This window comes from Nitrosospira sp. CT (assembly GCF_059489795.1).
In genome coordinates this window covers 21,998-35,379 of the sequence record NZ_JCAHZJ010000017.1, presented here as the reverse complement: position 1 = coordinate 35,379, position 13,382 = coordinate 21,998, and the positions used below count along the sequence as shown (strand labels likewise).

Sequence of the window (13,382 nt, the reverse complement as noted above, 5' to 3'; positions counted from 1 at the left end):
TCAAACAAGAGAAACCTCACCGCGGTTCTGCCGGTTTGAGAATTCCACCAGCTCCTGCAATTTTTCCCTCGCAGCACCGCTTTCTATAACGGCATGCGCTTTTTTTACACCTTGCGCAAGCGACTCTGCGACACCTGCCACATAAATCGTCGCACCTGCATTCAGCAATACGATATCCCGCGGCGGCCCCGGCTGATTATTCAATACCGCTCTCAGCATCTCCGCAGACTGAGCGGTGTCATGCGCTTGTATTGTTTCAATGGGAGCCGCTTTCATGCCGAAATCTTCCGGCCTGACGGTATATTCCAGGATCTCGCCGTGCCTGAGTTCACCTACCAGCGTCTCGCCAGCTATCGTGATCTCATCCAGCCCACCCTGGTTGCTAGCGCTGCCATGAACCACCATCACATGACGGCTGCCCAGGCGATGCAAAACGCGTGTGATGATGCCTACGAGATCGGGATGGAATACGCCCAGCAGTTGATTTTTTGCTCCGGCGGGATTGGTCAGCGGCCCGAGAATATTAAACAGGGTACGCACCCCCAGTTCGCGCCGTACGGAGGCGGCATGTTTCATGGCATTGTGGAAATTGGGCGCAAACATGAAACCGAGACCGATTTCATTTATGTTCTCCGCTATTTGCGCCGGTGTCTGGTCGAGATTGACCCCCAGTGCTTCGAGCACATCGGCACTTCCCGATTTGCTGGAAACAGAGCGTCCGCCATGTTTCGCCACCCGTGCGCCGGCAGCCGCGGCGACGAACGCAGCGGTGGTGGAAATGTTGAAAGTATGGGCACTATCCCCTCCTGTTCCGCATGTATCGACGAGGCGGTCATCCTGCACTTCCACGTGGGCGGCAAATTCGCGCATTACCTGTGCCGCAGCAGTGATCTCGCCCACGGTTTCCTTCTTCACACGCAACCCGGTGATAATCGCTGAAATCAGCGTGGGGGAGAGTTCTCCGCGCATGATCTGTCGCATGAGCGACAGCATTTCATCATGAAAAATTTCACGGTGCTCGATGAGGCGTGTCAATGCTTCCTGCGGACTCACAGTGGCCTGCTACTAACTGATACCGCCCCCGCAACTCTTTCAACCCTTTCACTGGGATTCATGCCACTTCCTTCAGTTTTCACTGGTTCAGAAAATTCCCGAGCAATGTGTGCCCATGCTCGGTCAGAATGGATTCCGGATGAAACTGCACACCTTCGATGGGCAGGGTCTTGTGACGCACACCCATGATTTCCCCATCTTCGGTCCAGGCAGTGATTTCCAGGCAGTCGGGGAGAGTTTCCCGTTCAATGACAAGAGAGTGGTAACGGATTGCGGTGAACGGGTTGGGCAAACCACGAAACACTCCTGCCCCATCATGAAAGATAAGGGAGGTCTTGCCGTGCATCGGCCGTGCCGAATGAATTATTTTTCCGCCGAAGGCCTGCCCTATGCTCTGATGACCGAGACAGACACCCAGCAAGGGAATCTGCTCATTGTAGCGCTCGATCAGGGGAATGGATATTCCAGCCTTGCTCGGCGTGCACGGGCCTGGGGAGATCACGATGCGCTCAGGCTTTAACTGCGCAACTTCCTGAGGGGTGATTTCATCATTGCGAAACACTTTCACTTCCTCGCCCAGTTCGCCAAAATACTGGACCAGGTTATAAGTGAAGGAATCGTAATTATCGATCATCAACAGCATAGTAAGAAATCCACCCGATGAAGTCCACCCTGAAAGATATACGCACGCCGCTCATATCTTATTTTACGCTGAAGCTGACGGATACAACCAGGATAGCGAAGAGACCGATATTATCCCTTCTCCAAATCCGAGGGGCAAGGTCAACAGAAAAAGGTTTGATACGCCACAAACAGACAATAGCGCTTTCCCTTGATGCAGTATTTACCAGTCGAACAGGGCTGCTGGGCAGGCGCGGCCTGAACCGCAATCCATCCGGCTGCCCGCGAGCCCCGACACCTGCGCCTCGTCCATCTCGCCCTTGAATCTTCCGCCCAGCGTCACGCTGCCCGCAGGCAATACCGCATCCCGGGCTTCGCCAGCCGCCTTGCCATCTATATACAGCGTAGCGCATCAGAAATCGTGAAACCGACGTGATGCCACCGCTCGACAGCAAAAGACTGCTCGGAAATCACGCTCGCGCCCCCTGATTGCGCCCTGATCAGGCCGTCATCCAGGGAGATGTCACGTTACCGGACTGATAAATGGTGCCACTGAGGGAGGCAGGCTTGACCATACGCTGAAGCTGTAACCCCCTGCTGCCTTACCCCGGGAAGAATCAGGTTTTGTGCGCCATCGAACCTTGGAGCGCCATTCGAAAATGATGCCACTACATGCTGCGCAGAGGATTGTGCGTGCAGGTTGCTGGCGCCGCTATCCTGAGGGCTTCCCTGCGATTCGGCAAAATGATAGATCGCGCTGCTGGCATCGTACGTCCCTTTGGGGTCGGCTGCCGATGTCGCATTTTCATTACCGTAGTAAAGGAAAATTTCGGTTTGGGCCGAGAGTCGGGGTACTTTCACCCAGATGAGCGCCAACTCGTTTGCGACATCCCATTTTTCAAAATGGAACTTGAGCTCGGTCTTGTCATCTCCCGCGACCAGCCGCACATCACCGCCATTATCGCTTGCCGAGAAAAAGTCGAAGTTGCCTGTATGCAGGCGGATTAATACGGGTACGTCCGTTACCTCGCTTGATGGGCCTGTCAGCGTGATTTTCTTGCGGCTTGTCCAGTCCTCATTCCACCACGCATAACTGGAAAAAGACCACGTCGACAACACAAAGGCGAGCAGAAACGGCAGGAAACGCATGCAAATTAACCCCAATAAACACGGGGGGATTATCCCTGCCTCTGATTACAGCCATTGGTAATGAACCGTGATCCGAACGGATCATGTGACTGCGATGGAACTGCATGTGGGAAAAGAATGTGGGGCCATGATCCATGGTTTAACAAATCTCTCATCAAAATGAAAAGGAAGGCAGCTAACGTTTGCGCAACTCACCCCGCGGCTGAGTCCGTCCCCGGAACAAAGGAGAAATGGCATGATCCGCCGAACATCCTTCCATTCTGTGCTGACAATCTTATTTTTCTTCCTTGTCTTACTGGTTATTGCACCCGCCCTGGCCAACGGAAAAAATGGCGGCACGGAAAGAACCCGCTTCTATGACGCCTCTCCTGATAATTTCAGCGGCAATATTCAACTCGGCCCTCGTCCTTTTTTCCTTGTCGAGGATATGGAGCCCGGCGAACTCAAGAACAAGCTCGCGCGTTGCAGTACCGGCCCGTTCAGAAAAACATACTTCTCCATCGGCCATCGGGGCGCTCCATTGCAGTTTCCCGAACATACGGCGGAATCCTATAGGGCAGCCGCTCGCATGGGTGCCGGCATTCTGGAGTGCGATGTAACGTTTACCAGGGACAAGGAACTGGTGTGCCGCCATTCGCAATGCGGTCTGCACACCACCACAAATATTCTGGAAACACCCCTGGCTGAAAAATGCAGGCGGCCTTTTATGCCTGCCCAGCTCGATGCTTCCGGAAACCTGATTCAGGAAGCTTCCGCCCAGTGCTGCACGAGCGACATCACCCTGGAAGAATTCAAGAGCCTGAAAGGGAAGATGGACGCCTTCAATCCACAGGCAAGAAATGCTAGGGAATATCTGCAGGGTACTCCTGGATGGCGCACCGACTTGTACGCCGGCCTCACCAGCGGAACCCTGCTCAGCCACCGGGAAAGTATCGAACTCTTCAACAAGCTGGGCGTAAAAATGGCCCCCGAACTCAAGAGCGCGGAGGTAGCGATGCCTTATGACAGCGAGGGGGACGAAGTCGGCGACTACACGCAGGAAGTTTATGCACAGCAGATGATCGACGAGTACAAGGCTGCGGATATCAAACCTCGCGATGTCTACCCTCAATCCTTCGATATCCGCGATATCCGCTACTGGATCGCCAATGAACCGGATTTCGGGAGGCAGGCAGTTTATCTCGACGATGCCAACACTGTAGCGGATCTCCCCAATGCCGGGCAGTTGGCCGCTTATAAGGCCGAGGGCATCAATATTGTGGCTCCTCCCATATTCGCCCTACTGAATGTCGATGGGAGCGGCAATATCATTCCGTCCAACTATGCCATACAGGCTAAGGCCGCAGGACTCGACATTATCACCTGGACCCTGGAGCGCTCCGGGTTGTTGGCAGACGGTGATAACGGCTTTTATTACCAGACTTTCGATTCCGCCATAAGGCGCGAGGGGGACGTGATGAAAGTACTGGACGTCCTGAACCGGGATGTAGGTATTCTGGGCATCTTCAGCGATTGGCCCGCCACGGTGACCTATTACGCCAACTGCATGCGCCTGAAGTAGAAGTTCTGTGGCAACAACCTGCGCAGCCAAACTCCCTCACTCGAGCCCGCCAGGACCGCCCGCTCTCCCTATGTGCGCAACGTCGATGAATGTTAGCCCCATTCATCTCATCAGTGATTTCATCAGTTAATCCTGTTCGCCTGACCCTCCTTCATCGGTCGGCTATGTCGGATTCATTTTCTTCGTTTTGCTGGCACACTCCCTACGAATTGAATAAGGCACAGCCTCCTTTCATGCATCGCCTCTCGCTGTAAACAAGAATCCCTTTCGAGGCAGCCCCGGTTCCGCTCCTGATCTGCAGAACTGGCCGCGCAACCAAGCCGTCCAGGTACGTTCGGCTCAGTTTTTTGACTGAATATGCCAATACAAATTCTGTAACACAAGACCGTAATAATGGGTTCGCTGCTGAAGCTCATCCAGGCACAGTGACTCGTATCAATTCCCAGCATGGGAATAAAGCCGGCTGAACCCATTTAAACAAGGAGACATGATGAGTAGCACCCTCCACGCTGATAGAAAGAACAATCCCGATCGCACCAGCAGCAACGAGTCCGGCAATGCATCACTGCATGATCTGATCGAAGCCGGCAGGCTTTCCCGCCGGGCCTTCCTCCAACGTTCGCTGGGCCTTACGGCTGTCGCATTCGGCGGCCCCCTGCTCGATGGGCTGGTGCAGTTTGCTTACGCAGCACCGGCGCCTGTGAACGGCATCGGTTTCGATTCAGTGCCTGCCAATCTATATCTTTCACCCGGGGATGACGCCGTTACCGTTCCCGCCGGCTATACCGCACGCGTCCTGATCGCCTGGGGAGACTCTCTTACCCAGGCGCCGCACTGGAATCCGGGGAGCGCAATGACCGAGACGATACAGTTGCATACCTTCGGCGCCCATGTGGACGGGATGCATCTGTTTCCCTTCCCTCCCATGGGATCATCCGGATCACCCGGCGTCGCCAGTATCCGCGGCCTGCTGGTGACGAATCATGAGTATGTCGATCCTCCTCTGGTCAATAACATCACTCCGGCATCCAGCTACGCGACCACCTCGATCACTCTCGAGATGGTGCGCGCACAGCAGGCCGCGCACGGCATCAGCGTGGTCGAGGTATGGAAAAAGAACGGCATGTGGGAGGTCAAGCGTACTTCCGCCTTCAACCGCCGCATTACCGGCAACTCCCTCTGCAAGCTCAGCGGACCCGCCGCTGGGCATGATCTGATGAAAACGGCCGCCGACCCCGGCGGCATGAATGTTCTCGGCACACTCAACAACTGCGCCAACGGCCATACCCCCTGGGGCACTTATCTCACGTGCGAGGAAAACTGGAACGGCTATTTCTCCAATGAGACGGGAGATGTGGCCGGCGCAAACGATCCGGAGCAGAAGCGTCGGATTCTAAATGGGCAAGCGCGCTATGGTATCGGCAAGGGCGGGGCCGGTTACCGCTGGCACGAAACGGATGCGCGTTTCCGTGCCGACCTTAACCCGAATGAGCCGCATCGCTTCGGCTGGGTTGTGGAAATCGATCCATGGGATCCAAGGAGCACGCCGATGAAGCGCACTGCGCTGGGACGTTTCAAGCACGAAAATGCCAGTTGCGTCGTGGATCCCGATAATACGGTCGTCATATATATGGGTGATGATGAGCGCAACGAGTACCTTTACAAGTTTGTCTGCGCCAACAAATATAATCCCCGCAACCGCGCGGCCAATCGCGATCTATTGGATTCCGGCACGCTTTTCGTGGCAAGGTTCAATGCGGATGGCAGCGGGAAGTGGCTCCCACTGATCTGGAACCAGAATGGGCTGACGCCGGAAAATGGCTTTGCCGATCAAGCCGAAGTATTGATCAAGGCACGCCAGGCGGCGGATCGCGCAGGCGCCACAATGATGGATCGTCCGGAATGGATAGCAGCGCACCCCGCCTCACGTGAAGTCTATATGACGCTTACCAACAACAACCGCCGTGGAAGCAACCCGCCGTCCAGCAACAGCATCGACGGAAGTAGGCCCGCCGGCAGTGCGCGTCCTCCCGTAGATGCCGCAAACCCCAGGCTGGACAACCGTTACGGTCACATCATCCGCTGGCGCGAAAACATGGGCAAAGTCGACGCCATGGATTTCGAATGGGACATTTTCGTTGAATGCGGTGACAAACTGGACCCACAGCCGCACCATCGAGGCAATATAAACGGTGACGATTATGGCGCTCCGGACGGCCTCTGGTTCGACCAGGACGGCCGCCTGTGGATACAGACCGATCAGGCAGGTGATGCCACCGGCGACTGGGCCAACATCGGGGGCAATGTCATGCTATGCGCGGATCCTTCCACGGGCGAGACGCGCAGATTCCTCACTGCCCCGAAGTACTGCGAGGTTACCGGGGTTACAAGCTCCCCGGACGGCAAAACCCTGTTCGTCGGCATCCAGCACCCCGGGGAGGATTGGGAAACACATTTTACCCAGAACTCGACCTGGCCCGACAGCGGTCAAAACGGTCCCACTACGGCCGGCGGTTCCCCTTCCAAGCCACGCTCCGCTGTGGTGGTCATCACTAAAGATGATGGCGGCGTGATTGGCACCTGACTTGCCGTTAACTGGAGCAGCAGCTCAAAAATCTTTGATTGGCCTCCATGGAAAGCCTTTCCCTGCAGAACATGGGCGCTTATTCGAACAACCTATGAAGAAGGATACGCAAATCTGCTCCCGGATGCTTCCGCCGCACGTCCGCGCCCAGCCGCATCTGCGGCCTCGCGAAGCGAGCGCTTGTAAGCTGATCGATGCCGCCTTCGTCCATGAGAAATCATTTGCTTGCCCCCTTGGCAAAGGTGCGGTACCGAACATATCTTTTACCTGAGGATTGTCAGAATGCGTCTCGACGTACAAGCGGTCCGCAGGCTTTATCAGAGATTCCTTTTCTGAAATCACAGTCCTCTCTGGTTGACATGTTTTTCCATCTCGAAAGAAATACTGAATATGAAAAAACGAAGATACATTGATCTGTACGGTTACACCCAGGATGAGTTTGATCACTGGCTGGAAAAAGGTATTAACAAAAAGCTTCGTTCTGCCGGAAAATCCCGGTCGGAATTAGACATGCACACTGTCTTTGCGGCTTATCACGACGAAACTCGCAAACTTCCCCGCCGCAGGCTCCGCGAAATGCGGACTGCCACCTGATCTCCGGCTTCCCAGACCGCCCGCTACCGGTTTCTGGGCGGCTTTCAAGATATTCAGAGTCAATACCCTGTCCTCTCATGAAGGTCGTGGCGCGAAGACCGCGCCACTTTCCAGGTTACGGGGAATGTTATTCCACCGGGACTGCGCATCATAAAAATATAAGCATGCAGCTTTGTTCAGACAGAACGGGCAGAATGGTCTTTAGCTCCCTCTGAACCTTTGATCCCGGGTACAGGGCTCCGATGAATCCTTATTCCAGGCATTGGGCACTATTGGGAAAACAGGAATAAATCCCGCTGGCATCCCGATGCCTGAGTGGCGGAATAGCGGAAAGAAACTTTTTTCGCTACTCACTCCTGTTTCACGCAGCCCTACTTTCCTCACTCCTTCTTCTCAAGCCCTGATCCGAATCAGCGACACCAGTGTCGGCCTCCCTTACATCAGATGCTTATCCCGCAAATTATTTCATGTAAATCCGAAAGTTATTTTATGGCACGGTTTATGCTCCCATAGCTGATGCCACCACACTTGTGTGGTGGAAACCACAACATAGAAATAAGTAAAAAAGAGGGAAACATGAATAGACTTATCACAGGCGCGCTCACTGGCGCTGTATTGATGACAGTTCCATTAGCGGCTTCTGCACTCGTCATAGACATAAATACGTATCTCACCGGCAGTTCCGGCGGCAGCAATGTCACGGTTGCCACGCTGACACTGACCCAGAACGGCAACAGCGTGGATTTCAGATTCGAGAATTCTATAGGGAACCTTGGGACAATCGCGAATAACGCGTTTATTTCCGGCCTTTTGTTCTCCTATGATGGCTCGCCTCTGCTTGAGAGCAGCTCATTTTGGAATTTCGCGGGTACTCAACAGGCACCGGAGAAGATCAATATAAATCCGAAGGGGGTAGATGCGGGTTACGCTTTTTACCTGGACCTGGACTACCCCACCAGCAAAAAGAATCCAGCGCTCCGGTTTACCGACGGCGAATACAGCACGTGGACAGTCAGCGCGGCAGACGGGGTATCGGCTGTCCTGGTAAGTGATTTTACTACCCTGGTCACTGCTAATGGCAATGGCAATAACAAACCTGCCTCGCTCGCCCTGGTTCATATCCAGGGAGTAGAGGGAGCAGGAAAAGATTCCTTGAAGTATGTTGGCAGTGAAGCTGTCCCTCCGCAGGAGGACCCGGGAACAGTTCCGGAACCAGCGACGCTAGCATTGTTGGGCCTGGGGATGGCCTCTCTTGCCTGGATGCGTAAACACAAAAAATAACTTCCCGTTTTTTTGTACGCCACAACCCGCGCAAGCGGGTTTGTATTTTGAAGAAACTGCTGGCCTGCGGATGTTGCATCGGGCTGATTCATGGGGCTGATTGCTGCCGCTGGATTCCTCCGCTTGAGCCAGACAGTAATCACCGTGATACTGTGAAAGTTGACTTGCAACCGGCTGCTCTTGAACCCGGCTTCTATACTTTTACCGTGAGTTGAGAAGCACCAGTGTTGAGAACGGATACCGAGGTGCCGGTGGAAGTACCTGCCACTGCATATTGGCTGCGCTCAGCACCCGCAATATCGAGATTATTGGCGAATACAAGCACCCTACATTCACTGTCCGCTGGGGGGCCACGAACGAGACAACCAGACCAACATCCCCTGCCGTGATGCCGTAACACCCTTGGAGAGCGCATTGATTCCGCTACCGGAAGCGGCGCGTGCAATTCCTGGGTTAGGTTACCCTGAGCACCTACACTTCACCCACTTTGATATCCGGCCGCGGTAGTGTGAGTAGATGACCACGAGCAACTGTAAAGAGTCTCACCTTTCGGCTTCGGAATCCATTCCGGATTCTTTCCTTATCAAAAAATCTCCACACCCCTATCCACGATTCCTTGGGAATCTCCTTGGTAGAACATGCAAAGATAGGATAGTCATTCATCTCGACCGCTGCTTCAGGAGCAGGTGTTTCGGATATTAAGTTTTATGGCAGGGCTTGTAAAAAAGCAAAATCTGTCTAGAAATAACTATAAGTTGCGAAACAGGAGAAAGGAAAGGCGAGATCATGGCCTCCGAAAACTTCAAGAGCAATTTAATCACAGGTTTGGCCGCTGGCCTTGCTGCCACGCTGCTCGCGCCAGTGCTACGTCCGTTCCTGGCCAACGCCTCCCGGTCACTTACCAAAGCGACAATCAAAGGCGGTGTCCTTTTGTACGAGAAGGGGCGGGAATCATTTGCAGAGCTGGGTGAAACAGTGGATGACCTGATGGCCGAGGTCAGGTCAGAGATGGAAACCGGCGGGGAGGGAAGCGCGGGGGTCGCCTCGGAAACTGAGGCTACTAATGCGCAAGGAAGGACCACGCCCTCCTAGATTCGGAATTGCGGAAATAGCAGTTCCGAAACTCTCGCCAAATAAAAACCTGTTGCAGAAAACGAGCGAGCCAAGGGGTTGCGGAGTTCCGGCCAGGACTCCGCAGGGAAGCAGTAGCGGACGTTGAGCAGCAGTTCGCCATTGCCGGTGACGCCGCCCTCGATAGCAGCAAGGGCAGGAGCCGAGGCTGCCATGATGGCTGTGATTGCGAGTGTCTTAAGTTTGAAATCCATCTTCATTGCGGATACTCCGTAGGTAATTAGTGTTGCACCAAAAAAATCCGGCTGACTGATCCATGAAGCCTTGCCTCATCTGATCACCGTCCTGGAGCAACCCGGCTACCTCCGCTTGCAGTGGAGACCCGCAGCTTTCCGTCTCCGCCTCGCAACGGGTTTGGCTTTGTTCCTGACCGGCTAGAACGCTTGTACCTGTTACCGGACGTGGGCAACTATATGTGATCGTCGTTAACCATCTGTGAAACACAATCGTTGTTTTCGTGGTACTTTCTGCCTATTCTTTTGGTCTGCATGGCGGAAACTCACCATTCGCGCGTACCGGATGTGACGGATATGGGCAGCAGGAATGCTGTTTCCCGCTTTTCATGGGTGCCAGGACACCCGTAGGAGTCACTGCGGATACAGTGAAGAATCGGGGGCGCGGACTCTAGGGTCGAGGAGATCGGCTCATGGGATTCAAAGCGTGATCTTCAGCGCCATCGCCTTGGCTACGGCATGAGCCCGGTTATTGACATCCAGCTTTTTCAGGATTTTCTGGATGTGATTTTTGACGGTAAGCGGGCTGATATGAAGTAGCTGGGCTATTTCATGATTGCTCTTTCCCGCCTGAACATGACGCAGAATTTCCGTCTCACGGTCCGTGATGAGTTTTCTGCTTCTTTCCCGCACGACACCCTGCTTGTGATGGCGTTCATGAAACAGCATACGCACCAGCACCATATGCATGCGGCATCAACAACTCGAGGAAATAAGCATGACGCTCGCTCAACGCCGCGGAAATCTGGGTAAAGGTAAAGAAGCAGGTGGTCCAGCCATTGGCGTCGAACATCCCGTGCGCCGCGATACGCTGCAGATTTTCATGTCTGAGATCGTGAGAAAAATGCTTGTAGGTGGGGGTATGCGAATTATTTGGGTAAACCAGAAGCGGCTGGTTTTTGCCCGCGCTCCACGCGGACATGGCGCGAAATACAATCCCGCCATCGGGACGGCAAAGTTCTGAAAACCGGATTTCGTCCATATCCGTGCGGCTGAATCTTTCGATATTCACAGCCTGACCATTGCCCTCATCAAACAGGCATATGAGCATGCCATGGGGCAGAGGGCCCTGCAGTTCACCCTGCGCCCACAAGAAAAACTGATGACGGCGGAATATATTGATCGATGAATCGATAATCCGGAACAGGTATTCCGCCTCCCGCTCTGTCAGCGTAAACTCTCCCCCCATCATTCCTTATGCCCTGATTATTCATATCGTTCTCGGTCTGCAACGATCTTCCCGATATTATTTTTTTCGATTCGCGCGATTGCGTATTTTCATGGCAGGATATGACTGAATCATTAAGATCAGGTGTCAGATTCATGAATCCGATGTAGGTAGAAAGGACCATACAGACGACAGGAGGAAATGCAGGGAGGCCTTCCCAAGGTTCCATGAAATATGCCCCTGCGAAGAGATAAGTGGGGACAGACTCCCCGGAAACTTCCAGCCCTGAAATTCAGAAGTTCTAATATTGAACGCTCTGCGGGGAGGAATCGGATTGTGGGGAGGAATCGGGTTGCGGGGACCTCGCATCCTCCTGATCCGATGGGCTCGGGGAGAGCGAGAAAGGCGAGGACGGTGATGGGACGCTTCTTTCCGGTTCGGGTTGCGGCTGGGAACCGGAAGCTTCTGTCTGCGGCCGAAGATCTCCTGGCCGCCACTCAGGTGAAGATTGGGGTGGAGCAGCTGGCAAGTCGACCGGTGCAGCTTGCGCTTGGGGCGGACTGGCGGAGTCTCCGGGTAAGTAGATGAACTTCCAGTCGCGATAATCCTTCGCTTCCACAAAATCCGCATAGCGTTCCGGAAAATTCGCGCGCTTGAGCGGGGGCTCTTTTGAAAGGCTGTACACGCCGATTATTCCGGCATTCGGTTGTGTGACCAGACCCCACTCGCTTGAGCCAGTCATGGGATCGAAAAATATTTTCCGGAGATGCCGTTTGATGGTGGGAAAACGCTTATCCAGAAGCAATTTTTCCAACGAGTCGGGATAACGCTTCGGCATACCGGGCGAATTTTCGTGATAAGAGCCGATCGCCTGCCTGAACTGTTCTCCGGCAAACATCAGTTCTTTTTCTTTTTCCCGCCGTACCTCGGTACGCCATACCTGCATGGCGCCCGCCAGCGCAACGCTGGTCAGCGCCACCACAAACAGGATCCAGATATAGGTAAAACCCTTTTGCCCTGCGCCTCCTACGCGTATATCGCGCCGTATTCCTTGCCGTCCAATCACACCGCTACCAGGCCGCGTAAGAGGTTCCATCCTTTGACTCTTCCTCCGCGCCGCTACGCACATCGTAGAGACCTTCGGCTGAATCAGGGGGAGGGAGGATGACCCAGGTTTCGGAACTTTCGGTCAAGGGATCAACCGGAATGGCGCGCAAGTACCGCTTCTCGACCAGCTCTGCCAGATCGCGGGGATAGTCCCCCGTATCGCCGTAGAACTTGTCGATGGCATCCCGCATGACATTCAGGTCCTGGCGCAATACTGCTTCCTTTGATCTTTCCACGGAGTTGAAATACCGCGGGGCGGCAATGGTGAGAAGAACGGCAATGATGGCCATGACAACCAGCAACTCGACCAGGGTAAAACCGGAGGGGTACGAGCTCTGTTGCATACTTCCGGAAGTAAATCCGGATTCAGTTTCGTGCATCCTGATCACCATTTATCGTAGGCAATGCCGTTCAAGCCGATCCGCGATGAACGGGAATACACGTCGAAAACATCATTCCCCTCCTGCGGGTTATCCGGTGAGCTCTCGTAGGAACGCTTGCCCCAAGTATCGGCATCAGGCAATGCAGGATCATCCGCCATCGGGTCTCTTGGCAGCCGCCGCAGGAAATATATCTTGCGCTTGGCGGGATGCTTGAGATCCGGCACGCCATTCACCAGATCTTCCAGCTTGCGCGGATACTCCGATTCATCGGCTTGCCGAGCAATCCTCCCTTCGTTCACTGCGCCCTTGTATGCGTCCAGCGCTTCGCGGATCTGACGTAATCCCACCCGCAGTTCCTGTTCTTTTTCACGCTTTACCGTGAGTTCATATAACGGTATCGCGGCGGAAGCGAGCACCGCTGTAATGGCTACGACGACGGTCAGTTCCACCAGGGTAAATCCTCGTCCGCCTGTTTTTTTTACCAGCGCCGTGCTCACACCAAAAATACGCTTCATGT

Annotated in this window: 14 protein-coding genes and 1 riboswitch; of the genes, 5 read left to right on the top strand and 9 right to left on the bottom strand. The window is 54.2% G+C overall.

The window, feature by feature from the left end; translation table 11 throughout:
- The 3 genes from trpD to AC52W5_RS02655 form a co-directional block, all read right to left on the bottom strand.
- On the bottom strand, positions 1 to 1,053 hold the full coding sequence (gene trpD / locus AC52W5_RS02665) for an anthranilate phosphoribosyltransferase (RefSeq protein ID WP_495669875.1): 1,053 nt from the start codon (positions 1,051 to 1,053) through the stop codon (positions 1 to 3).
- Positions 1,054 to 1,132: 79 nt separating this feature from the next.
- Positions 1,133 to 1,696: an anthranilate synthase component II gene (locus AC52W5_RS02660; RefSeq protein WP_074975163.1), complete on the bottom strand. Its 564-nt coding sequence runs from the start codon at positions 1,694 to 1,696 to the stop codon at positions 1,133 to 1,135.
- Positions 1,697 to 2,202: 506 nt separating this feature from the next.
- Positions 2,203 to 2,823 (bottom strand): DUF2341 domain-containing protein, encoded by a 621-nt coding sequence (locus AC52W5_RS02655; protein WP_495669874.1) that lies wholly within the window; start codon positions 2,821 to 2,823, stop codon positions 2,203 to 2,205.
- A 235-nt stretch (positions 2,824 to 3,058) separates the two neighbouring features.
- On the opposite strand from AC52W5_RS02655, the gene AC52W5_RS02650 reads away from it, so the two are divergent.
- From AC52W5_RS02650 to AC52W5_RS02630, 5 genes are all read left to right on the top strand, one after another.
- The gene (locus tag AC52W5_RS02650; protein WP_495669873.1) at positions 3,059 to 4,384 is read left to right on the top strand and encodes a glycerophosphodiester phosphodiesterase family protein; all 1,326 of its coding nucleotides are present in this window, start codon (positions 3,059 to 3,061) and stop codon (positions 4,382 to 4,384) included.
- A gap of 490 nt (positions 4,385 to 4,874) precedes the next feature.
- Positions 4,875 to 6,968, top strand: coding sequence for a PhoX family protein (locus AC52W5_RS02645; RefSeq protein WP_495669936.1), 2,094 nt, complete (start codon positions 4,875 to 4,877; stop codon positions 6,966 to 6,968).
- A 390-nt stretch (positions 6,969 to 7,358) separates the two neighbouring features.
- Positions 7,359 to 7,562, top strand: a complete 204-nt coding sequence (locus AC52W5_RS02640; RefSeq protein WP_074975159.1) for a hypothetical protein — start codon at positions 7,359 to 7,361, stop codon at positions 7,560 to 7,562.
- Between the two features lie 576 nt (positions 7,563 to 8,138).
- Positions 8,139 to 8,843, top strand: coding sequence for a PEP-CTERM sorting domain-containing protein (locus AC52W5_RS02635; RefSeq protein ID WP_495669872.1), 705 nt, complete (start codon positions 8,139 to 8,141; stop codon positions 8,841 to 8,843).
- Positions 8,844 to 9,629: 786 nt separating this feature from the next.
- Positions 9,630 to 9,935 carry a DUF5132 domain-containing protein gene (locus AC52W5_RS02630; protein ID WP_074975157.1) on the top strand — a complete coding sequence of 102 codons (306 nt, stop codon included), beginning with the start codon at positions 9,630 to 9,632 and terminating at the stop codon, positions 9,933 to 9,935.
- On the opposite strand, the gene AC52W5_RS02625 is transcribed toward AC52W5_RS02630, so the two are convergent.
- The 6 genes from AC52W5_RS02625 to AC52W5_RS02600 all read right to left on the bottom strand — a co-directional run bounded on the left by AC52W5_RS02625 (position 9,932) and on the right by AC52W5_RS02600 (position 13,380).
- On the bottom strand, positions 9,932 to 10,174 hold the full coding sequence (locus AC52W5_RS02625) for a hypothetical protein (RefSeq protein ID WP_074975156.1): 243 nt from the start codon (positions 10,172 to 10,174) through the stop codon (positions 9,932 to 9,934). The two genes, AC52W5_RS02630 and AC52W5_RS02625, sit on opposite strands and share 4 nt — an antisense overlap.
- An 86-nt stretch (positions 10,175 to 10,260) precedes the next feature.
- Positions 10,261 to 10,343, bottom strand: a riboswitch (cyclic di-GMP riboswitch).
- Between the two features lie 284 nt (positions 10,344 to 10,627).
- Positions 10,628 to 10,876, bottom strand: a complete 249-nt coding sequence (locus tag AC52W5_RS02620) for a response regulator transcription factor (protein ID WP_256210491.1) — start codon at positions 10,874 to 10,876, stop codon at positions 10,628 to 10,630.
- The gene (gene epsA / locus AC52W5_RS02615) at positions 10,863 to 11,399 is read right to left on the bottom strand and encodes an XrtB/PEP-CTERM-associated transcriptional regulator EpsA (protein ID WP_495669871.1); all 537 of its coding nucleotides are present in this window, start codon (positions 11,397 to 11,399) and stop codon (positions 10,863 to 10,865) included. Before epsA ends, AC52W5_RS02620 begins: the two co-directional genes overlap by 14 nt.
- 277 nt (positions 11,400 to 11,676) lie before the next feature.
- On the bottom strand, positions 11,677 to 12,471 hold the full coding sequence (locus AC52W5_RS02610) for a type II secretion system protein (RefSeq protein WP_495669870.1): 795 nt from the start codon (positions 12,469 to 12,471) through the stop codon (positions 11,677 to 11,679).
- Complete coding sequence (locus AC52W5_RS02605; protein ID WP_074975182.1) at positions 12,446 to 12,826, bottom strand: type II secretion system protein; 381 nt, start codon at positions 12,824 to 12,826, stop codon at positions 12,446 to 12,448. Before AC52W5_RS02605 ends, AC52W5_RS02610 begins: the two co-directional genes overlap by 26 nt.
- Positions 12,827 to 12,867: 41 nt before the next feature.
- On the bottom strand, positions 12,868 to 13,380 hold the full coding sequence (locus tag AC52W5_RS02600) for a type II secretion system protein (RefSeq protein ID WP_074975154.1): 513 nt from the start codon (positions 13,378 to 13,380) through the stop codon (positions 12,868 to 12,870).
- Positions 13,381 to 13,382: the final 2 nt, after the last annotated feature.